A 22,508-nucleotide genomic window follows, 5' to 3' on the forward strand; every position below is an offset into this window, starting at 1 on the left:
GGTTTCCAATCAGCTGCCGGTGAGCTTGTTTCTCCCTTGAACAGTTGCGATCAGATAACTGACCAGGCACCCGCTGGCGATATTAACTGTGACAGCTGCAGGAGCAATCCACTGAAAACTGATTGGATCAGGTTCGTTCGGGCCCATGAAGATGGGGCCAGAAAATGCAATTAACACTGCAGTTGTTGTTCCCAGGATTGCCCCAACAATGACTCCTGCTGGTTTGGAATAAGGTATGAACAAGGCAAAGAAAAACAGGCAGAAGATCGGAGTCGTCAATAAATTTGCAGTTTTGTTCGTTACAGCCGTGATATTTCCCGGAATGCTTCCCATCACAGAGCTGGATAATACTACGATGGTACCAATTCCAAATGCCAGCAGACGTGCAGTAAAAACATGCCCCTTTTCTGTCTTTGGAGATTTATCAAACCGATCCAGAAAGTCTGTCATGACAACTGCTGTGATAGAGTTTACCCCGGAATCAATGCTGGACATGGCGGCTGCAAACATGGCAGAGACCACACACCCAGATATGCCGACTGGAAGATGATAAGCGATATAGTGTGGAAAGAATATGTCAGCATCTTTTTTAAGATCAATTCCTGAGGGGATTTCATTAGGAAATTCTTTGAAATAACCCAGTAACGCAAAGCCAACCATGGCCAAAGTTAGTGAGACTACAACAGAGACGGTTAACTGAACTGCCAGGGACTTTCTGGCAGCACTTGCATCTTTGGTAGACATAAAACGTTGTACGGAAACCTGATCTCCACACGCTGTAGCGACATACCAGACTATAATAGAAAGAAAAGTTCCAACATAGGTCACACGCGTAGCTGGATCGAAGCTGAAAAACGGTTGAGTGTCCCAGTTTTGATCCCATTGAGTTGGAAACCAACCAAATCCACCCAGATGATATGTAATTGTCGCTATGACCAGTAACGCGCCTCCAAACAAAAGAATCGTCTGAATTAAATCTGTAATCACAACTGCACGCAATCCACCCAACGAAGTATAAATGATTGCAACGAGACCAGTTCCCAAAACGATATAGGGAATCCATTCTTCGCCAACATTGAGCATCGTGGTAATCGCTTTTGCTGTCAGGTATACCAGCAACGACATCCAGATCAGTCGCAAACTGACAAACATGATTGCTCCGAGCAGTCGAATGCCCAGTCCCAGCTTATCTTCCAGTAGTTCATAGGCACTGGTGACTCGCTGTCTCATATAGACTGGGATCATTACAAATCCTACGATGAGAAAGATGAAAGGCATCGCGAGGTCTTTAATGAGATAAACCGGCCCTTTTCCTAGAATTTCACCAGGTGTTGAGAGATAAGTGATTGTGCTGAGCAGAGTGGCGAATAATGAGACACCAATTAAAATGGGATTCATTTGCCCACTTCCGACAAAGTATTCCGACGTATCTTCCTGCCCTCGACTAAAGTACCATCCTAAAAAGATGGTTGAAATGGCATAGATTGCAATAATCACCCAGTCGATAGGGTGAAGCCCAGCGTTTACTGAAAGAGGTTCAGGGGATATTTCAGCAGCATAGAGAGGGTTCTCAAGCAAACAAAATACAAACAGTGGCAATATGAAAAAAAATGGTTTCAAAAGTCTGTTTCCTACTGAGTGAATGGAGATTCAGGAGCTGCATCTGTCGACAAATATTTGACTTCAAAAACATTAATATCGATATTTTTTATCCAGTATGCTGATTGAGACTCCTGATTTCAATTCTGTTTGATTGAAGTTCATAGTAAATCAACTAGCCCTCAATTATCCTAGTTAGATATTAAATTCATTCGGTTATTTAGTCGTAGCCGGACTCGTATCTTCCAGTACCACAAGATGAACTACATAATGGCTGATTCAAAAAATATTCAGTTTAGCAGAAAAAGAACTTGGAGCCATGATTTACCGATTAGTTATCTGATGCAACAGGGGGTGGAAAATCCGGGCGTACTTTCTCTGGCGGCTGGGCTGGTTGATCAGAACAGTTTGCCTGTCTCGATCACTCAGAGTGCGTTTCAGTCTCTATTTTCAGATCCTGGATCTGCCAAAGAAGCACTCCAATACGGAACAACTGCAGGTTCATTATCGTTAAGAAAATTACTCCTGGCTCACTTGACCAATCTGGAGCAGAAGTCAGCGGAAGAACTGGGAATGACAGCAGACAATATCATCGTCACAACCGGTTCACAGCAATACCTGTCATTATTAGGCGAAGTATTACTCGATCCGGGGGATATTTGCCTGGTGGCCGCTCCAACATATTTCGTGTTTCTTGGTGTATTACAGGGTTTAGGAGCCCGAATCATTTCTGTTGAAACAAATGAATCCGGGATGCGGATGGATTCTCTGGATGCAACGCTGGAAATGTTAGAGTCTCAAGGCCAGTTAAACAGAGTGAAAATGATCTATCTGGTCAGTGATTTTGAGAATCCTTCAGGAATATCACTATCGGTTGATCGACGAATGCAAGTCATCGATATTGCCCAAAAATGGTCAAAGCAACATCGGATTCATATATTAGAAGATCTTGCATATCGAGAACTATGTTATGATGGCCCTGTTCTGCCCAGTATACGGAGTTTTGACCACACGGGTGAAACTGTCATACTTACACAAACATTCTCAAAAAGCTTTGCTCCCGGGTTGAGAGTCGGATTTGGAGTTGCGTCGAATCAAGTCTGTGCGGCAATTTCAGATAAAAAGGGAAACGATGACTTTGGCTCTACGAACATGAGTCAGCATATCCTGGCGAATGCACTTCGTGAAAATTTATATTATGACCACGTGGAATATTTGAGATCAATATATCGGGAAAAACGAGATTGCATGCTGGAAGCTGCAGAGATGTATTTTTCAAAAATGAAGGATGTGAATTGGGTTCATCCGGGAGGCGGGCTCTATGTCTGGATGACTTTGCCTGATTCGATAGAAACAGGGTTTCAAAGTTCGCTTTTTCAGAAAGCGATTCATGAAGATAAAGTGATGTATGTACCGGGTGAATTATGCTATGCGTACGACCATGGACTTGGATGCGATGAGCAGCCTGCCATACAAAAAAATCACATGCGGCTCACTTTTGGTGTGCAGAACACTCAGGGTATCAAGGAAGGAATGAAGAGGCTCGCAAATGCGGTCAAGTCATTCATATGAAATGGGTTACGGATTATATTATACATCGGTCCCCGCAGATGTATTTCCTGAATTCTGGAATGGGTTCAAGCGACTTTAGCGATTGTGACGATAAGTTGGGCAGGGTTGTATGGTTTGATTCGTGATCGAGTTCTTCCGATGTAAAACGCATCTTAAGTGACAGATTCAAATCATGTCTCATTCTCTCACGGAGTTCCTGTCAGAATAAGAAGTCAAATGGGTATTTGTGATTCCTGCCATTCCGGATGTTGTCGCTCTTTTGCAGTTCCCATCTCTGGCGCAGACATTCATCAATTTACTCAATACCAAAATAAAAATTTTTGGGACTTCGCTTGTCGATGGGAGGACTCGGAGGGACTGATATCCCGGAATTTAGCTCCCCATTTCTTTTTTGAAGATGCCCCAGACGTACCTTTCGTCATTTGCCTGAAGCATATCCCAAGTGCTTCATTTCCTGGGACTACGAAGTGTCGTTTTCTGATGGAGTGTTTGCCTGATGAAGACCATCCAAAAGGCTTAGGGCGATGTAGCATCTATCATACGCGTCCGCATACCTGCCGCAGTTTCCCTGCTAAACTGAATGATGACAGTGAACTGGCAATTTTATATGAGCTTCCTGCAAATGGCAGGAATGGTGAACCTGCATATGACCTCTGCGCGCGACAATGGACTCCGGCAGATTTAGAGCCAAACGAAACGATTCAAAGCCTGGTCGTGGCAAAGTATGAAATGACTTTTTTTAAGAAAATCGCGGTTGTATGGAACCAGAATCCTGGTCCATGGAACTCTTTTCCAGAGTTTATCGATATCATTTATTCAAACCGCATTACTCCAGGTCAATTCGGTGACATAAATCAGGGTCAGTCGCCTGATGATGCCGAACCGCTATCTAAAGCAGCGTAGTTCATCAGTCAATTGAACTGATAAGACGATTCATCGTGCATTAGATCTTTAGATAAAAGTCTACTCCGGATTCCAGCAGAGTGTCTGTCTCTCGGTAGGATTCGTAATTGAGTAGATCGAGCGCTTCAATACCCCTCGAGCAGAAATCAGTTTCTCCAGGCACACATTAGAGAATTCGAGTCATCAGCACTCAAATTGCATACTGTATATAGCGCAGTATATCAAACACCGAAAAGACAAGATTTATTCTTTCGTGTCTTGACCCGTGTATGCCGAATCTTAAAACACTGCCCTGTCGCAAACATGATATGTTTCTCAATGGGGCAAACAGTGAATACAAATCAGACTTCAAGTTCTTTAGAGTCTCTTCTTGAATATCGGCAGCCTTCTTTTGGAGCTTTCTGCAAAATTGCTGGTAAAGCTTCAGAGCTATCGCTGGCTTGTCAGACTCAGCCAATGATCGATGAGAGACTGATGTCTGCTCGAGCAATCATTAACACACCTCGGGAGGATCGTGAAGGTGATGTTATTAAACCTGCCGGGGTACAGCTTGAGAATTTCCGAAATAATCCAGTTGTGCTTTGGGAACATGGTTTAGGTGAAATTACACGACCGATCGCAAAATGTCAGCATCCAGATGGCCGTCTGGCAATCGAAGTCGACAACGAAAAAATTTCTGCCACATCGTACTTCACTGCCAAATCACTGGAGTCATTGCAGATTTTCCACCTGATTGCGGAGGGGTTAGTCAGAGCAACTTCAGTACGTGCTTTACCAATTAAAACATCTACCAGGAAAACAGCAAATTCTGGAATCGGAATTGTGTTAGAGCAATGGGAACTGATTGAATGGTCCTGGGGCGCATTAGGTGTCAATCCAGATGCTATAGCAAGGACCCTTGATCGAGGAACGATTGAAGGCCACAAAATCGTAGAGCCGCTGTTAAAATCGCTAAGAACGGTGCTTCCAAAGAAAAAACATCTGATTCCTGGCTGGACACTGGAGAAAGAAAATAAAAATAGTGAAAAGCTAGTTCAACCTAAGTCAATTTTGAACAAAGCACAGAAACCAGCAAACCCGTCTGAAAAGTCAGGCAACAATCAGGTTATGGATACCAGCCTTAGTGAGAGTATCAAAGTTCAATCGCGAAAGATCTCAGCTTCAACTCTCGAGAACGGCCACGACCTGGATATGCCGGTTCCTCTAGGGGCTCAGATTCTAAAATCGATTTCGAGCTGTTTCTTAGATTTGAAACATCATTTGAAAACTTCTTCAAAAGTACTCGAAAATGAACACATTAAATCATTTCTTGAAAAACTGCTCCTGACATTGGAGAGTGAACAGGCGAAATTGGAGCGGGCCTTTGCGGACAACTATGCCCGGCTAAATCTTAAGGACGAATATACAGAGCCGTCCAACAAGTTTGTCAAATCGGATCCAATGCTTCATTCGATCAGATCTCTGAGAACGGGTGAGCCTGCTTATCGAGTGGAACGAATCAATTCAGAAATTAATTCTGATTCAACTTCACAGGTTCAGAAGTTTTCTGACCATCAATGCCAGCAATTCGCAGACCTATTAAAACAAACAAGTCTGTTGTCTCAACAGAATATACAAAACGATGAAGGTCTGTTGTTGGATGCTGTGGAAGATCTTTCGCAGTTAGTAGGTGATTTACAGCAGAAGGTATCCAATCTTCTGCCTCAAATCTGATGCTGATGCAATTGAAATCAACGGGAAGTTGCTTTTATGTGCCGTTGGAAAAACTTAGTCAAAAAATAGTTACAGAAAGGGCATTTTATGTCTGAAACACTCGAAGAAAAAGTGAAATCTCTCTCATCTAATATCGAAAAACTCACTAAAAGCGTAGATCAGTTGAATGGTCCCGATGTGAGCGGCGTTCATCGAGATGAACAGGGACGTCTGGCGGGGTATTGGGAAACGGAGAATAATCGAACTGATCGACAAGCATTTCAAAAATCGTACTCTGGTCAACGGGGACGAGAATTTCCCAGTGGATACAAACCATATTCGGAATTCCAATCGTTTGGAGATTTTATTCGCTGCGGATTTAAAGATCGAAGTGAAGTAATTGCCAAAACGAAGAAATCCTGGGGCATGTGCAAATCAATTCAGGGAATGTCTGAAATTGTAGGCGCCGATGGTGGAATTGCGGTTTTACCGGAGTTTCATCAGGAAATTCTGACAAGAATTTATGCGAACGATATTTTCAGCCGGACAGACCATTATCGCGTAGCTGGGAATAATATGACGTTTCCTACAGACTCAGAAACGAGCCGGGTAGACGGCTCTCGTTCAGGTGGATTACGCGCGTACTGGGTTGGGGAAGGTGACCCGTTAACTGGTTCAACACCGAAGCTGGGCGAAACGACGTTGAAACTTAATAAACTGGCAGTGCTGGTTTATCTGACAGAAGAGTTAATTAATGATAATGGAATGGCTCTTGAGTCATATGTTAACAAAAAAGTGACCGAGGAAATGGAATTTATGTTAGGTGAGTCCATTTTCAATGGAAATGGTGTCGGAAAACCACTGGGAGTGATGCAATCTTCTGCAAGAGTGACAGTCCCGAAAGAATCTGGTCAGACTGCAAATACCATTTTGGCAGAAAATATTCTGCAGATGTGGAGTCGACTGAAAGCATCTTCCCGTATGAATTCTGCCTGGTTTATTAATCAGGATACGGAACCTCAACTGCATCAGATGAGTCTGGGAGTTTCAACCGCTGGCGGGCAGCTGGTCTATATGCCTCCAACGGGGCTTTCTGGAGCTTCTTACGCGACTTTGATGGGACGTCCTGTGATTCCAACAGAGTTCAATGAAACTCTGGGTACAGAGGGAGATATTCTTCTTGCCAGCCTCGACGACTACATCACAATCAGCAAAGGTGGCATTGAGCAGGCAGAATCCATGCATGTTGAGTTCCTAACGGATCAACTGGCACTGCGATTTATTATGCGAATTGATGGAAAGCCCTGGGAGACTCAGCCATTAACTCCCTATAAGGGAACTGCCACTCAATCTAGTTTTGTCACACTGGCGACTCGTGCATAGTACTGCTATTGCGGAGAGCTGTTACTCTTCTCTCTACAAATCTTTTTAATGCAATTCGGATCAGCAAGGAATTCAAAAATGTTCAATAAAGAATTTTTGGAATGTCACGATATTATTCCCGCTTTTATGCCAGTCGACTTGTCAGCGGATGTGAATACAGGAGACAGGGTCAATCTCCAGAATTATGAACGTTGCCTCTTTGTTTTACTGGCATCGACAGGTACCGCAGGAGACGATCCAGTGATTTCAGCACAACAGCACACAGCTGCGTCTTCAGGTTCATCCAAATCACTAAACTTCAAGCGAATTCGACACAAAGTTGGTGCTACCGATATTGATACCACCGGTCAGTTTGCACTTATTGAGCAATCAGACTCATCCAGTTTTGATACGGATTCTATCGATGGAGCAGAGAATCAGGCATTGATTGCTATTGAAGTGATGGCCACGGACCTGGACTCAGAAAATGGATACACCTTTGTTTCATTTGATGTGGATGACGTAGGTTCTAATGCACAGCTGGGCGCTGGTTTCTACATTCTGCAAGGGGCAGGCTATGGAAATGAAATTCTACAGTCTTCTATTGGTTAACTAATAGAACGCGATATTGCGAAGAGTTACCGGGCTACGGATAAGGTCTCAATCAATCGCGATCATCCAGTGCTGGTGTTTGATCTCAAAAAAATGTTTCGGAGTTATGATTTTCAATGTCACTTACAACAAAAGACATTCTTAAAACGCTGCTTGGTATTAGTGATACTTCACTGGATGATGTGATCGATTTGTTAATCCTTCAGGCAGATGCGATGATCAAAGGATTTCTGCAACGGGAGATTGAGGAAACGATTTATACAGAGTACTACAGTGGTACTGGTGCTCATGTACTTCAGTTGAACCAGACACCCGTCCAATCCATCGCTTCAGTTCATGAAGACCGAAATGGGTATTATGGGGAAGGCGAAGACGCATTCAGCGACTCTTCCGCATTAGTCAGTGGGATTGATTTCGTTCTCCGGAAGGATGATGCCACCACTACGGAAGTAAGTAGTAGCGGCATACTCTATCGAATCGGGAAAGTATGGCCCCGACCTGATTCGCGCCTCAGGGGACAATTAGCGAGTTCACCCGGGCTAGGGATGGGGAATATAAAAGTGGTCTACACAGCAGGCTGGGAGTCTGTCCCTGCAGACATTCAGTTCGCAGCCAATAAGCTGGTGACATCCATGCTTCAATCGAAAGAAGTGGCGGGACGTTTAATGTCCGAATCGATCGAAGATTATTCTTATACACTCGCAGGTGCCGAAGATGAATCCCGAATGTTGGATTCTGTCAAAGGCTCACTGGCACGTTACAAAAAAGTGGTGATCTGATGGTGACGACTCAACAACTGGATCATCTTTATCTGAAAATGCCTGGTACAGAGCCGATTACTCTGACAACGCGACGCGGGGTAAATAATGACATTACAGCTACACAGACGATATCACATGCCTGGCTGCGGAATATTTCACGGGATGATATCACGAAAGGCCTGGTGAATTCTGCTCATGAAGGAGCCGTCTGGAATATTCCCAATATCTTGTTAGCCGGATCTGTAATCGAAACAGGTGACACCGTTACTGATTCCAGCAGTGTCATATGGACCGTGATGTCAGTTTCGCGCGAGAGGCTACGTACGCATTGGCGATGTATTTGCCGGAGACAAAAATGACAGCCATTCTGGAAGACATTCTAACAACGGTGAAAACACAGATTGAAGATCTGGATCTGACAGATATTCCCGATGAATCGGTCTACATTCAGAAGGTACCGTCAACTCGCAACTTCGATTCCACTCATTTCCCTGCAGTTCTGATTGCTCCGTTGGGGCAACCGAAACTGAATCCATTGAAGGGAACGAACGTGAGAGACCAGGTGGAGTATCCGATTGGTATCTTCATTCTCGATAATGACAATCAGAATCAGACGTCAGATCGTGACAAGTACTTCACCTGGTACGAAACGATTCTGAAAAAATTCCGTACTCCCCGTCTGGCGGGAGTGGATTCGATTGTGAACAGTTACGTTTCGCCCGGAGCCGTGGTGGATCCGAACTGGTTTGAAACGGGAGAATATCTAGCAGGCATGACCTTGTGGTTTATCAGTTGGGAAGCACGATTATGAAATTTGAAGTCAAAAGAGAAACAACGGATGTATTTTCAGTTCATACAACACATGGTCGGTTGAAGTTCAAAAATGTCGATAAGACAGGTGCTCTGGCTTTGTATGCAGAAGCGATGGGTCTTACGGCGGATCAACTGATAGAACTTAAACCGACAATTAAATCAGACAGGGTGGTGCGGCCATGCCTCGTGAAATTGGAATCGACGAACTCAGAAACTTCCTCGATCAAACAGTAGAAATAACAAACAGGCCCGAATGTGAAGAAGTTATGAAAAATGTCCTTGAGTTGACGAAAGAACAACTCTATCTGGGCTTCCAGGCGGAATCTTCGCCGGACGGAAAAAGGTGGCCTGCTTTGAAGAACCCCAGACGTCCGCCGAGGAACCAGAACAATAAACCGCTGCTAGATACTTACAAGCTGCAAAAGAGTGTGACAGAAGATGCTGAAGATCATGTCGAGGGTGTCAGCAACCAGGGATTGACTCTTGGGACATATGTTGAATATGCGGGTGTGCATCAGGACGGATCTACTAAGAAAAATATACCGCAACGGAAATTTCTAGGTTTCAGTGAAATAGTACAAGAGCTGGCGACAGATGACGTAGCCAGTTCTGTTATCAAGCAAATCGATAATTTATGAGGATTTAATTATGTCATTAGCCACACCAGAAGTCGGTACTTTTGGCCTCATCGCGTTCGATACGACACTGCCGTTCGATACCAGTTCGATTCCGATCGAGATCATTCTGCCAGAATCATTGCATGAAGAAGCTCAGATTCTCGAAACCAACGGAATGCGAGGGACTGTCGAACACAATAAGGAACGCACTCGAGAAGGTTTGAAACGTTCTTCGGGTTCTATCAAAATTGCCTGTTCACGTATCGTGTTGGATGCCCTGCTCCCTTACATCTGCGGAACAGCAGAGAGTTCGAATATGTTTGCCCTGGCTGACACCATTCCAGAATTTATGCTGATGATTGATCGTGGAGCTAAGGTCTACACATACTCAGGGTGTCGAATTGCGAAAGCAAATTTCAATGGATCCAAGGGTGATTTTCTCTATTTGGATCTCGATATTGAGGCGGAAACGGAAACGACTGGTGACGCTGGTTCTTTCCCGGTCTTGACGATGCCGTTGGAAAAACCGTATTTGATGTCCGATGGAGTTCTGACTCTGGTTTCTGATACCCGAGCATTTGAGAAATTCAGTCTGACGATCGAAAATAAGTTGAACACGGAACAGTTCGAAAACAACCTCACTCGATATGACATTTCAATGATTGATCGTGTGATTACATTAGCAACAGATCACCCCTGGTCTACCGATAACACAGACCTGCTGAAACAGGCCTTGGATGGAGCAGCCGGAACTGCCGTGTTTACAAACGGCGCCGCATCGGGGGATGTGCTGACGTTCGACATGGCGGCAATTCAGTATGCAAATGTGACTCCGACCCATAATGCAAAAGATGTTACCCGTTTACCACTGACGGGCATGGTTCGCAGTTCTGGCTCAACAAAGCCGTTGATCATTACGAATGCGCACTCTGCTTGATCGTTGCGCATATAAAAACGCTTCACTTGTTCATTCTATGTGAGACCTTCTCGCGCATAGATTTGGTTTGATCATTTGGACACACGTTTCAGAATCTTCTCCAATTGGATTATTTACAACTAAATTTCTCTAAGGAAAACACAATGGCGACACAGGCTTATATCGACGATGGGTACACGGAAGATGGGTATATGAAAGAGGTGCCAGGTATCCACCAGGCATTGAAGTTTCAGTATCGTCCTCCTCTCGCAAATGAAGTGCGGGAGATATTGCATCATTGGGGAGACATCAGCTCAGTGGAGCGATCTCAACGGATCAACGATGCGATTGTTAAACATATTTCGAAGTGGGACTACGAGTACAAGAAAAAGATTCTGCCGATTGAAGTGGCGGTGCTCGAGAAGTCAAAACAGCCGTTTGTCGATCGCATTTTTAATATTATCACGGGCTCTGATGTCAGTGATAAGGACTTATCTCAAAAGCAGGTCTCAATTGAGGAAGATGCAAAAAACTAGCGGAGGGGTTGGAAACATTGCTGTTCCACCCCGAAGTCGCATTCCGTGACTGTGATCATTGTCAGGATTATCTGTATGACGAAACAACCGGCAAAGTCAAAATGTTTCATGGCGAACCGGTTGAGAGGTTGCCTTCAGTGCCGGCTCCCTGCCGTTGCAAAGGTTGCCCGAAAGGAACTCCGGAGAGACAGAAAGTTCTCAGCCCAAAAAACTACCGAACTTATCAACACTGGAAAGAGTGTAAGGCAGTGGGGCAGTTTCCTGATGATGCGATCGTCAGAAATCACGCGGCAATCATTCAGGAGCTGCATGATCTGGCAGAGGAGATTCGCCGTAACAAATTCCTCGCTGCGATGATGGGAGTCAGGTAAGTAACCAGGCAATGAATAAGCCAGTCAGAATTGAACTGGAAGTGAAAAAAAGAACCACCAGCAACAATGCTAAATTTTCTTTCGGTGTTGAGAGTCTGGCACTATCCAGTTCTTGCCTGGCACGTTTGATGGATGCTCAGTGAGTGGGTGCGATGGGGCGGATCACTTTAGAAAGGCCAATAACAAAAGACGAGATAACCGATGGCTCCACCCAAGATCATGGCCGCTATGGCTCTGGTATTGGCTTCGGTCTGAGTTTGTTTTTCAGTCATTTTATGAAGCAGCTTACCCTCAGGCGAAAGAGACTGGTATTCGTCATGGGTAAGTGGAGAGGATTTGGTTTTTTCCAGTTCTTTCCGCTCACGTGTTTGTTCGGGTGATTCAACTAAGCCAGACCAAATTGCAAATTTGATACACCCCCAAAGAAATAAAACCAAAAAAACCAGGCAGAACACAGCCAGTATTATTTTGATTAATATGCCCATGCCATAGGTCCGATCATTTCAGGAACCAGTAAATGAGAGAAAATGAAACGATAGTGGTCAACACCCAGATGGTAGCTGAGAATTTGAAATCCGCCATTTTGCGATCGGCCTCCATATGGAGTTGCCTGACATCGGCAGGCATGTTGGCCAGAGCGTCGGCTTCCATCTGTTACTGCTGTTTACGGCGTTTTGTTTTCAATCTATCCACCCGGAAGAAAACTGCACCGACTGCGATCAAGACCCCGAAAAAAATCAGTTCACGCATCGGGTTGTATTGTGACATAGTTTGTTTCGCGGAGGTGGTTTGATGGTAACAGCAGCCGAACGTAGTGTAATCATCACATTGAAACTGCAGCCAGATTCAAATAATCAGGCTATCGCAGCCCTCACGGCAAGTCAAGCACAATCGGTCGCTCTCGCGGGGAGTGAAGCCTATGAGATGCTCCAGTCCGTGTCCGATGAGACCATGAAACAGATAACCGAGGTCCAGAAGGTTCAGGCCGGTCTGCGCAACGACATCGACAAACACGAGCAGAATGAGCGTATCGGGTTGATGGAGCAGGTGATAGACAGAGTCGTCTCGCTCGAAGAAAAGCGTACTGCAAACACTGAAACCGAGGCGGATAAGCGGGAAAAGATCCGGAACAAAGAAGCCAAGAAGGCGGAGAAAGAAGCCAAGAAGGCGGAGAAAGAAGCCAAAGAGCTGGCGAAAAAACTTCAGGAAGCAGAGAATGCCCGGGTCGAAGGACACAAGAAAGCACATGAGTCAGCTGTCATCGTGATTCAGGGACTTGCTGACATGGCCGAAGGGGCTGCTAAACTGGGTCTCGTTTCGGAAGAGAACTTCGAAAAGTTCGCAAAAAATTTCAACATGGTTAAAGAAGGCATCCGTGTTTTCAAGGGCATCACTGACGTGATTTGGAAAACCCGCGAGGCATTGGTTGCTTTGTCTGCTGCCTCAAATGCTCAGGCAGCTGCGAATGAACTTGCAGCGGCGAGTAACTTGAAGGCGAGTACATCAGCAGCATTAGCTGGAGGTGCACAAGCAGCCGGAAGAGCGGCTGCGGGATCTGGTGCCAAAGTTGCAGCAGGCGCAGCTGCAGGAACCGGTGGTGGATCTGTTCTCGCTGGTACCGTAATTTTTGCCAAGCTGATCACAATAGTAGCCGCGGTTGCAACAGTGTTTCTTGCATTAACAGAAGGTGTTAAATGGCTTGGTCGGGCACTCGGTGACACATCTGATTCTGCCGAGAGTAATATCGGTGCATTCTTCAGTTGGAGAGATGCTGTTGCTGAGAATGAAAAATCGCAGGAAAAGTTGACCAAAGCGGAGGAGGCAAGGCAGCGAATACTCGATGCACGGACACGGTTCGAAAATCAGGAAGCCCTAAAGTCGAATCTTGAACGGGATCTCAGGGGAGCACAGAACGCCGTCACTGAGGCCAGATCGATTGCAGCGGGTAATGGCGAGGATGATTCACAGCGAACTCGCCTGACGGCTCTGGAAGATGTCAGAGCGGCTGAACAGGCTATCCTCGACGATCGTAAGAAACAGGAAGACCGCATTGCCCATGGTCACTATGAGAGCCTGAATAACCGCGAACGCGTGATGAAGGACCTGGAAGATGCTCAGGGTCGTTTACTGGAAGCGGAGAAGAGCCGCCTCAAAGTAATCGAGGACCAGAAAAAACAGATCAACGAACAGTTGAAAGCAGAAAAGGAAAAAGTTCAGGTCGCTAAAGATGCTCTGAAGTCTGAGAAGCAGCGACTGCTGGAACGCTACGGGCGATTGGATAAAGCTCAGCAGTATCGGGTTAATGAGATTTCTAAAAAACCAGCTGCACAACGCACCAGGCAGGATATTAAGGACCTCGAAGATGCGGGATTGGCTGGAAACATTGGGGCGAATTACTACGCCAACGCCGGGGCGGCGGCGGGCGGAAATCAGATCATCAACAACCTGGGACTTCTGGATGAGAAGAACCAAGAAGTCGCCATAATACGCACCAGGCAACAGGAGAAAGAGCGGGAGCTGTTGCGTAAGCAGGCCGAAGAAGATCAGACTCAGGCCGCATTGCTCAGGTCTGCTGAACAACGTCAGCGGACGGTAAATGCTCGCGTCGGCATCAATGCTGATCAGGCTCAGATCAACGCAACGGACATCGTGGGATACAGCCCGCAAAAGGATCAGTTCGTCAAAGAGTTACAGAAAGTCGCACAAGATGCCAAAGATGCCAGCGACAACATCACCCAACGTTCCATCGAGTTAGCACAAGCGATGGACGGAACGCTTGGTTCTTATCTTGAAGCCCTTGAAGAATTAAAACGAACGATTGACAAGAAACGATCTAAAGAAAAGGCGTACAATAAATAATGCAGCTTTCTTACAACGGTTATACACACCCAGAGAATGAGGCCAATTGCGGAATCATCCGGCAGGGACTGATTGCCGAAGATGGCTTTGTCTGGGGTTACACCGAACGGTGGTCGATCACTGGGATTCTGCATGGTGACACGTCAGCCGAGTTGAACGCAGCGATGGCAGATCTCGAAGCCGCCTATGCTGTTCAGGGAGGTAACCTTACCTGGGTCAAAGGTGGTACCACAATGCATGCACTGATCAGCCTTTCTACGCTGAGCGGTACTCGCGTTGTTACACCCCCACAGTTTACTGCTAACGGCGATGGAGAGTTGACCACATTTCGTTCTTATACAATCGTGGTTGAAGCAGATGTTGCCCTCAGTGGGATGACATACACAGCTGCTGATGGAGCATTCCCTGTTTCTAATGTCGATATCATCCTGCTGAAGTACGAAGAATCATTCGATTACAAGGGCACAGGAGGCCCCAGGTTCGGATTACTACCGACTCTCAAGGGAACCTTTCAGAGACAGCAGCTGACGGAGACAAGCCCCGTAGAGGTGACTCAGACTGGCATGGCGATCGGTCTGGGAAAGCGGCCTCTACCGGCAACGCCAGTCTATCCGGATGATGAGCATCTGGAACGTCGCATCATCCGGAAACCCCAGGCACGTAAACGCGGCGGATATCAGATTGAATATCCGATTCACTGGTCTTACACGTTTGAACGGAACAGCCCGTTCACATCATAAAGGGTTGTATTATGTCTACAAAAGTTTGGTTGGGCGGAGCTGCTGAAGTAGCTCAGGTTGACAAGGTGACAATACCGGAAGATGTTGAAGGCGGTATGATTTTCACATTCACGATTGGCTATAAAACGTGGTCTTACACTGTTGGAGCTGGTGAATCTCGCAATGATGTGGTCGATGGAATTGTTGCTGGATGGAACCGGGTAACGAAGTATGAATTCGCCGAGATCACTGCAGCAGTTGATTATATAACAGTCGAAGATGAGTACGAAGGTACTGAGACAGAGGAATATTCTGGAAAAGTGAGATTTACAGCAAAGACCCCTGGAAAGCCTTTCATCTTCACGGTTTCTATCGGAACCAGTACGAATGAAAAACAGTACGTTACGATCGGCAACAGCCCAACTGGCGGAACGTTTACACTGACTTTTGATGGTGAGACAACAGACCCTCTCGACTACGACGCCACAGCTGCAGAGGTTCAGGCCGAGCTGGTAGGACTAAGTAATATCGGTGCTGATAATGTTGTTGTTACCGGCGAAGATGGTGGGGCTGGCAAATACGCCGGTCTGAAAAAAGTGAATCTTGACGGCGCGATTCAGCAGATCGCAATCAGCAGGGATACAAACAGCGGAATGATCACAACCCTGTCACGGCTGCGGGAGGTCGACACCACGGTTCCTGAATTCGACGAACGACAGCGGAATCAGGCACTGAGGGAGATGGTCAAGCAGCACAAACAGACTGTTAACAAAACACAGCAGGTCGACCCGAAAGGAAAATAAATGGTGGATATGCTTGATGATTCGCAGGCTTCTCCTGGAGAGTGGTTTGATTGCATCAACGTGGGTGATGACTACGAGGATGAAGACCGTCGTCGGAAGGATGATGATCTCGCGATCGAGGGGCTTTCACTTGTTGAAATCGTGGGGGTGCGGACGGTCAACGAAGATCGCATCGTTCATGAGGTGCGACTGCCCTCACCTTCACTGCAGCATGCAGGCAATCCCGATGCTGACTTCATCTCATCGGACTGGAGCTATGCCTTTACGGGACCAAGTAGCATTAAAAAAGGCTACCCAGGCCGTATGAAGTTTCCCCCCTGCTGGTGCCGCTTCAAGGGCTCCAGCGAAGTCGCGGACACACAGAAGATTCACGGCAGGTATGTCCCCGACAATACATCAGGTAATCGTAATACAGGCAGTTCCGACAATATTTTTAATCAGGGTGGCTTGATGCAACTGGCGGGTGATCCGAGAGGACACTTAAAGATGCCAGATCCCACGAAAGGCGAGTACATCACATCGGGGTGGAACGCTCTGGGGATCTACAAGCGTCGCACCGGCGAGAAGCAGGTAGACAACAAAGCCGAGGAGAACCTGCTGGCATATGTGGCACCAGCGGCACAGACGGGGGCGGGTGCGATACTGTTCATCACGACCGAAGATATCAATCAGGATTTATTCAGCATTCAGTCGAGCCCGGTTGAGTTCCTGCAGTACGTGGATCCAAACTCAAACCGATGGAATCAGAAGTATCTGGTCGACTGGCGGGGTGTATTTGGCCATGAATTTCAGTGGGAGCTGTCGGACGGCACGACAGACGTCGGACCGTTTTTGATCACGTCTCCCGCTGAAGTTATCAAGGCCGGCATCGAGACCTTCCCCTGGTGCGGAGAAGGCAATGTGAGCGTTTACACGCCGAGTGCAAGCTCGGGGGGCAGATACATCATTGAGTTCATAAAGGATCTGGCAGGCAAAACCGTACCAAGTTTGAATAAGCGGAGGATTATCATACCTGGTGTCGCTCCAGACAACCTCGATGATTTGTCAGAGAGTCCGTTGAATATTCCGCCAATTGTGACATCAGCGCTGCAGACGATCAATTTCAAGCCGCAGGAAGGGAGCGCATTTGTAACGTTCACAACCGCGACCAGGCGACTCACGTGGGCAGAGCGGTACTACGGTAGTTATGGTGCTGCGTATCAGAACGGATACTACGGTGCATATTACGGTCCTTATGGTTATTACGGTGGATACTGGGGAGGCCCGTTTGGTTTCTTCGGCACACCCTGGAATGGTGACTTCCGCGATTACTATGCAGGTCCCTACGGTTATAACATCGACCTGTGGACTGGCCCGTATGTCTTTGATGAAGATGGCAACCCAGGCAGCACATACAACGCTGGGGGGTTCGATGCAAATGGATTCGACAAGAATGGCTACGATCCCAATGGCTATGACATCAATGGCCTGGACATCAACGGTAAAACCAGAGGCTACTACGGTCGGTGGGGCCATTTTCACTTGTTGAGTGAATCGCCAGCGGAACACGCGAACGACCATGGTGTGGAGTATTATGCTGGCAGTGAGCAGGTGATTCCTGCAGGTACGCTGGGTGTCGCGGTCAACGTTGGCGGATCGGGATATGTCGCTGTGGCAATCGAGGAGCGGGCTATTTTTATTGATTATGCAGACTAGGAATTTGTACATGAAAAAACTAAGCGACGGCCAGGGGGTGATGCTGCCTTACATTCCCCGGTATGTGAAGCACCTTGATTCCGAAGTCCAGAAGGCTCACTTCGCGAAACGCCTCACGGCCTGTATTGCCTGCGAGGAGCAGAGGCAGGGTGCCTGTACCCGATCTGGAATGCTGTGTGTGCAGCAGGCGAGGATCCAGAAAAACCGCTGCGAGAAGTGGGGAGATAATCTGTTTTCTTGCGATGACCTTAGCACCGGCGTGATAGAAAAGCCGAAGCCGAAGGAGCAGAAAGCTGCGAAGAAAAGCCCTCAAAAAAAAACGGTTGCTGTGGAAGATGACCCCGAGATTCTCGCCGGCACGGACGAACCCCGTTGCGACGTGGTGATTCCCTACTGCCAGAAAAACCTGCGCTGGCTGGCGGCTGCCGTTGATTCGATTCTCAACCAGGCGGGGGCAGAGTGCATTGTGCATTTGATCGCCGATGGATTCACCGTTCCCGATGATCCTGCAGAGCAGTACGCCGATCATCCCCAGGTGAGACTGTATCGCAATGAAAAGTCACTCGGACCGTATCGGACGATGAATCGGATTTTCGACCGGTTGGAAACTGACTTCATTGCAGTCCAGGACAGTGATGACATCGCCATGCCGCATCGGATTGCTCACTCGATCGAGATGCTGAAACACGGCGATGTTTACGGCGGGGCCATGCGGCAGTTTGTGAGTCACGAGGCACGGGACGAAGAATCACTGAAACGGTTGTCTGTCACTCCAGTGCATACTTCAGGTCACAGTAAGTGGCGGCTCTGTCCTGAAGGGAACATCATCAACGGCACGCTGGTCGTGCGGAAAGAAGCCTACCAGCGTCTGAACGGCTTTGCTGATTTAATGGGCTCGGCAGATCTGGAATTCGCGACGAGATCTCACCGCGCAGGATTGCGGGTAGTAACAGATGATGAAATAGTGGGATTGCGTAGACTCCATTCCGAGAGCCTTTCCCATGGCTCTACACATGGAGACAAGACAGCCTCGAGAAATGCAGCCCATGAGACGATCAAGCAATTTTACAAGGTGATGGTTCCGGGTTGCGACTTCAGGAGATTCGGCAGCCTCAGTAAGGAGCGATACGAGAGGCATCGAACAAAGCCGGTCGGCAACCTGATTGAGATGGAGAATCTCGAATTGCACGTTTCGCACGCCTGCAACCTGGCTTGTCAGCAATGCACTCACTTTTCGAATTTCAATCATAAGGGCATGATCACACCAGGTGAGGCAGACCGACAGTTAACTCTCTGGTCTGATCGGCTGCTGCCGCGTTACTTCAGTCTGCTGGGGGGCGAGCCGACATTGAATCCGGCGCTCTGTGAGATCCTTAGAATTTCACGCCGGCATTTTCCACACTCCAAGCTGCAGCTGGTGACGAATGGTTTCAACCTGAAAAGACATCCGGAGCTGCCTGCCGTTCTGGAAGAAACCGGTTGCAATTTAGAGATCAGCATTCACCATGATTCTGCAGAGTACCAGGCAAAGCTCGAGCCGGTAAAGCAGCTGGTTGCTGACTGGGAGAAGTCACACGCATTACGCGTCAACTGGAGAACATCCAGCAGCCGCTGGAAACGAGCCTACCGGGGGTATGGGGCGACGATGCTGCCTTACGAAGACAATCAACCAGCACAGAGCTGGGAGGCCTGTGGCTCGAAATGGTGTCCCCAAATCCACGACGGGAAGTTGTGGAAGTGTCCGCAGATGGCTTACCTCGGAATGCAGGCTGCAAAGTACGAACTCAGCGATGCCTGGAATCCGTATCTGAAATACACGCCGCTGGAACCAACCTGCACGACTGAAGAGTTACACGAATTCGTGAACCGCAAAACAGAGAGCTGCTGCGGGATGTGTCCGGCGAATCCGGAGCTGTTTCAATTACCATCACCTCTGCGGGGTTGAATATGGGCTACTGGGAAGGACGTCAACACCTGAATTATTATGCGACTGTCAAGCAGTGGCTGGAACCGCTCAGCGGCACGCTGCTCGATATCGGTTGTGCTGACACTCCCGTTGCGCAGTGGGGTAGTTTCGAGAAACGCTATGCCATCAACGACCTGCCATTCCCGGTGATGGACGGTGTGGAGTGTATCCAGGCGGACTGGATGAAAACCGATCTGCGGGCCGATGTGATCACGTGCCTGCAGGTACTGGAACATTTTGAAGCACGACCGTTGATGCTGTTTGCCAACAAGATCTTCAGCAGCTGCGAAACCGCGATCATCAGTGTGCCGTATCTGTGGCCTGCCGACTTCTGCCGTGGTCACGTCCAGGACCCGATTGACGTGCGGAAGCTGATCGACCTGGTGGGACGCTGCCCCGCAAAGCTCGACATCGTCGAGGACAACAATTACTACCGGCTGATTGCCCTGTTCAAGAAAGATTTCACCTGATGACCGACGATTACTACAACAGAAAGTACGCTGAGGGAGACTTTCATTACAACCCGGATTACGAACGGGAGTGGCTGCAGAAACACCTGGTAGACCGGTTTTATATGAGACCGGGTGACACGGTGCTCGATCTGGGATGCGGAAAGGGCCTGCATGCGTCCCTGCTGGCCGATCTCGGATTCAGGGTGTTCGGAGTCGAAAAGACTGCCGAGGGCGTGAAGGGGGCGAAGCAGCGAGGATCAACGGCGGAATTCATCCAGGCTAGCGCGGCAGATCTGGCGACCTACTTCGACGAGAACTATTTCGACATGATCTTCTGCCGGGGCATGAGCTGGTTTCATCGCGAGCTGCACGAGGTCTGCTCTGTGACTGGGGTGAATGTATCGGAAAAGATTCCGGAATTCTTCCGGTTCATCAAACCGGGTGGTCTGTTCGTCCTGCAGATCAGTACCGACTTCTCGGGAAATCATCCAGTGAGAGACACCCACAATCGGCGTCTGTCTGAATTCGTGCGACTGTTTGAACCACACGGGGAGATCGTTCACAAGTCGAACTGGAACGGCGTGGAAGTTACCAGCGATGAGCAGGCAGCAGAAGTAAAGGGCAATCTGGTGATTGCGACGCGGAAGTGATCACCAGTTCGAAGTGTATTGTTGAGTTTGAATATTATAAAAAGCATTGAGGATGATCTATCGCGGCGTTATAAATTCACAACTGCAGTCTCCTGTTTCTGTGATATATCGCATTCCCTGCTTGCATGCAGATCGTACATCCAGTCTTAATTGCGTAAGCCATTTTGGAGCTATCTCACCTCGAGCAATGGCAAAAAGAGCAAACGCATAGCCGAACATATCCATGCTCAGGTAACCCTGTCGTCCCATGCTCCAACCGGATAAAGGGCCATCGTTCCAGTAACGTTCCTGCACAGCTACATTAGCTGGAAATAATCCCAGTCCCAGAAATACCGTTAAAAGATCAGTTAACGGTTCGTGATCTTCTTCATTATGCGAAATACGTCGTTGTCCCAATAAAAGCACGTGTCCGATCTCATGTGCGAGTGTAGCGATAAGGTTCAGCGGATTATCGAGACTATGAATTTCCAGCCAGATATCAAAGATCCTGTCCGATTCAGAATACATGCCTGCCGAACTTTCGATCCACATACCATCAATTTCAGGGCGAAAATCTTCATAAAAATTGAGTTGTAATAGTGAAGGATCGACATTCATGTATTCAGCGACAAGCTTCATAATAATCTGAATCTCGTCAGCTGTGCGGTGATATTCTTCCGGAAAAAATTCAGTGGTGGGTAGTATGACCGTTCCTTTTGTCAGTCGCTGCATCCCAAATTCGTTTATCAGCCATGAAAAGCGATTTTTCTATCCAAGCTTTTTCTTGTACTGACACAGGGCAAATCGGACTTGAGCGAAACCATCCAGGCATGGAGCTATTCTTTCCATTTAGATATGACTCATGTACGACAGATTACTGATTTATTTACGGCTTTGATAGCAGTAATTCCGATCTTAGAAATTTATGGGTTGGAAATTAATGGGGGATAACACTTTAGCTAGCTGTAATTCGCTGGATTGACAGAGCAGCAGGGGCCCGCTTTCGGGGGATTGATTCACAGTCCGGTGCTGATCAGATATCGCATTATTGGGAATCGGAAATCAATTGTCTTACAAGATCTTCAACGTGTTTCACATTATGTATTGCCAGAAAACCCAGGTCATGCTGCCGTTGTGTGTTGTTCTGTCCTAAGCGGAGTTCTTTATCAAAGATGAGATCGCCAGAACCGTCTTTCCATTGTTTGCGATATAAGTTCCCGAGATGCTCTGGCTCGAACGATCGGATGTCTGTTTTGATTCCTCCATTAAAGGTGATCGCTCGTTTTGAGGTTAACACATAAGCGGTATTCCGGGCTTTTCGCATCATCCAGAACGGTGAACTCAACATGCCGAGACCAATCAGCACGAAGGGGATGCCGAACAGAGGAAAAAAATCGAAACCTTTTTGAAAGTCAGGAAATTTAAAGCCGGCTGCTCCCGCAATCCAGAACAATGCAAATGCAGTCCACGGAATTCCAAACAACACGATGCCTATGGATCGCATACAAAAACGCCTGGGAATCGGCGCGCCGACCCAGATGATGTTTTCTCCATCATTAGAGCGCGTCACATTTTAGTCTAGCGCGAATGCGGTAAGTCTGGTAGACTGGTGAAGTCTCATTTCATGGAGG

The 22,508-nt window shown here is 47.4% G+C and carries 23 protein-coding genes; 18 read left to right on the forward strand and 5 right to left on the reverse strand.

The window, feature by feature from the left end:
- Positions 1-9: 9 nt before the first annotated feature.
- A complete protein-coding gene (locus ACN0YN_RS20710; protein ID WP_417386918.1) occupies positions 10-1,620 on the reverse strand; it encodes a sodium:solute symporter family transporter in 1,611 nt (536 codons plus the stop codon).
- A gap of 249 nt (positions 1,621-1,869) precedes the next feature.
- Here ACN0YN_RS20710 and ACN0YN_RS20715 point away from each other — a divergent pair, with 249 nt between their 5' ends.
- The 11 genes from ACN0YN_RS20715 to ACN0YN_RS20765 all read left to right on the forward strand — a co-directional run bounded on the left by ACN0YN_RS20715 (position 1,870) and on the right by ACN0YN_RS20765 (position 11,754).
- Positions 1,870-3,171, forward strand: a complete 1,302-nt coding sequence (locus ACN0YN_RS20715) for a PLP-dependent aminotransferase family protein (protein WP_417386919.1) — start codon at positions 1,870-1,872, stop codon at positions 3,169-3,171.
- 216 nt (positions 3,172-3,387) lie between these two features.
- On the forward strand, positions 3,388-4,074 hold the full coding sequence (locus tag ACN0YN_RS20720) for a YkgJ family cysteine cluster protein (RefSeq protein ID WP_417386920.1): 687 nt from the start codon (positions 3,388-3,390) through the stop codon (positions 4,072-4,074).
- A 330-nt stretch (positions 4,075-4,404) separates the two neighbouring features.
- Positions 4,405-5,787 carry a hypothetical protein gene (locus ACN0YN_RS20725; RefSeq protein ID WP_417386921.1) on the forward strand — a complete coding sequence of 461 codons (1,383 nt, stop codon included), beginning with the start codon at positions 4,405-4,407 and terminating at the stop codon, positions 5,785-5,787.
- Between the two features lie 87 nt (positions 5,788-5,874).
- Complete coding sequence (locus ACN0YN_RS20730) at positions 5,875-7,149, forward strand: phage major capsid protein (RefSeq protein WP_417386922.1); 1,275 nt, start codon at positions 5,875-5,877, stop codon at positions 7,147-7,149.
- A 78-nt stretch (positions 7,150-7,227) separates the two neighbouring features.
- Positions 7,228-7,740 (forward strand): hypothetical protein, encoded by a 513-nt coding sequence (locus ACN0YN_RS20735; protein ID WP_417386923.1) that lies wholly within the window; start codon positions 7,228-7,230, stop codon positions 7,738-7,740.
- A 116-nt stretch (positions 7,741-7,856) separates the two neighbouring features.
- Complete coding sequence (locus ACN0YN_RS20740) at positions 7,857-8,519, forward strand: hypothetical protein (protein WP_417386924.1); 663 nt, start codon at positions 7,857-7,859, stop codon at positions 8,517-8,519.
- A gap of 337 nt (positions 8,520-8,856) precedes the next feature.
- Positions 8,857-9,312, forward strand: a complete 456-nt coding sequence (locus ACN0YN_RS20745) for a hypothetical protein (RefSeq protein WP_417386925.1) — start codon at positions 8,857-8,859, stop codon at positions 9,310-9,312.
- 181 nt (positions 9,313-9,493) lie between these two features.
- Positions 9,494-9,952 (forward strand): phage virion morphogenesis protein, encoded by a 459-nt coding sequence (locus ACN0YN_RS20750; protein WP_417386926.1) that lies wholly within the window; start codon positions 9,494-9,496, stop codon positions 9,950-9,952.
- 10 nt (positions 9,953-9,962) lie between these two features.
- Positions 9,963-10,868: a phage tail tube protein gene (locus ACN0YN_RS20755; RefSeq protein ID WP_417386927.1), complete on the forward strand. Its 906-nt coding sequence runs from the start codon at positions 9,963-9,965 to the stop codon at positions 10,866-10,868.
- A gap of 143 nt (positions 10,869-11,011) precedes the next feature.
- Positions 11,012-11,383: a hypothetical protein gene (locus tag ACN0YN_RS20760; RefSeq protein WP_417386928.1), complete on the forward strand. Its 372-nt coding sequence runs from the start codon at positions 11,012-11,014 to the stop codon at positions 11,381-11,383.
- 17 nt (positions 11,384-11,400) lie between these two features.
- Entirely contained in the window at positions 11,401-11,754 is a 354-nt protein-coding gene (locus tag ACN0YN_RS20765) for a hypothetical protein (RefSeq protein WP_417386929.1), read from the forward strand.
- A gap of 167 nt (positions 11,755-11,921) precedes the next feature.
- Here the strand turns inward: ACN0YN_RS20765 and ACN0YN_RS20770 are convergent, their stop codons facing one another.
- Both ACN0YN_RS20770 and ACN0YN_RS20775 read right to left on the reverse strand, forming a co-directional pair.
- Positions 11,922-12,239, reverse strand: coding sequence for a hypothetical protein (locus tag ACN0YN_RS20770; RefSeq protein WP_417386930.1), 318 nt, complete (start codon positions 12,237-12,239; stop codon positions 11,922-11,924).
- Between the two features lie 13 nt (positions 12,240-12,252).
- Complete coding sequence (locus tag ACN0YN_RS20775) at positions 12,253-12,405, reverse strand: hypothetical protein (RefSeq protein ID WP_417386931.1); 153 nt, start codon at positions 12,403-12,405, stop codon at positions 12,253-12,255.
- A gap of 177 nt (positions 12,406-12,582) precedes the next feature.
- Between ACN0YN_RS20775 and ACN0YN_RS20780 the strand changes: the two genes are divergently transcribed.
- Genes ACN0YN_RS20780 through ACN0YN_RS20810 form a run of 7 tightly spaced genes read left to right on the forward strand, consistent with a single transcriptional unit; the run spans position 12,583 to position 20,898 of the window.
- The gene (locus ACN0YN_RS20780) at positions 12,583-14,613 is read left to right on the forward strand and encodes a hypothetical protein (protein ID WP_417386932.1); all 2,031 of its coding nucleotides are present in this window, start codon (positions 12,583-12,585) and stop codon (positions 14,611-14,613) included.
- On the forward strand, positions 14,613-15,353 hold the full coding sequence (locus tag ACN0YN_RS20785) for a hypothetical protein (protein WP_417386933.1): 741 nt from the start codon (positions 14,613-14,615) through the stop codon (positions 15,351-15,353). Before ACN0YN_RS20780 ends, ACN0YN_RS20785 begins: the two co-directional genes overlap by 1 nt.
- 11 nt (positions 15,354-15,364) lie before the next feature.
- Positions 15,365-16,135 (forward strand): hypothetical protein, encoded by a 771-nt coding sequence (locus ACN0YN_RS20790; RefSeq protein ID WP_417386934.1) that lies wholly within the window; start codon positions 15,365-15,367, stop codon positions 16,133-16,135.
- Positions 16,136-17,830, forward strand: coding sequence for a hypothetical protein (locus tag ACN0YN_RS20795; RefSeq protein WP_417386935.1), 1,695 nt, complete (start codon positions 16,136-16,138; stop codon positions 17,828-17,830). It abuts the gene before it with no gap.
- Positions 17,831-17,840: 10 nt separating this feature from the next.
- The gene (locus ACN0YN_RS20800) at positions 17,841-19,775 is read left to right on the forward strand and encodes a glycosyltransferase (protein ID WP_417386936.1); all 1,935 of its coding nucleotides are present in this window, start codon (positions 17,841-17,843) and stop codon (positions 19,773-19,775) included.
- A 2-nt stretch (positions 19,776-19,777) separates the two neighbouring features.
- Complete coding sequence (locus tag ACN0YN_RS20805) at positions 19,778-20,266, forward strand: hypothetical protein (protein ID WP_417386937.1); 489 nt, start codon at positions 19,778-19,780, stop codon at positions 20,264-20,266.
- Positions 20,266-20,898, forward strand: a complete 633-nt coding sequence (locus tag ACN0YN_RS20810) for a class I SAM-dependent methyltransferase (protein WP_417386938.1) — start codon at positions 20,266-20,268, stop codon at positions 20,896-20,898. Before ACN0YN_RS20805 ends, ACN0YN_RS20810 begins: the two co-directional genes overlap by 1 nt.
- 57 nt (positions 20,899-20,955) lie before the next feature.
- Here ACN0YN_RS20810 and ACN0YN_RS20815 read toward each other — a convergent pair whose 3' ends face one another.
- Both ACN0YN_RS20815 and ACN0YN_RS20820 read right to left on the reverse strand, forming a co-directional pair.
- Positions 20,956-21,609 (reverse strand): hypothetical protein, encoded by a 654-nt coding sequence (locus ACN0YN_RS20815; RefSeq protein ID WP_417386939.1) that lies wholly within the window; start codon positions 21,607-21,609, stop codon positions 20,956-20,958.
- A gap of 313 nt (positions 21,610-21,922) precedes the next feature.
- Positions 21,923-22,381, reverse strand: a complete 459-nt coding sequence (locus ACN0YN_RS20820; protein ID WP_417386940.1) for a hypothetical protein — start codon at positions 22,379-22,381, stop codon at positions 21,923-21,925.
- Positions 22,382-22,508: the final 127 nt, after the last annotated feature.

Source organism: Gimesia sp. (assembly GCF_048260065.1).
Lineage (GTDB): Bacteria > Planctomycetota > Planctomycetia > Planctomycetales > Planctomycetaceae > Gimesia.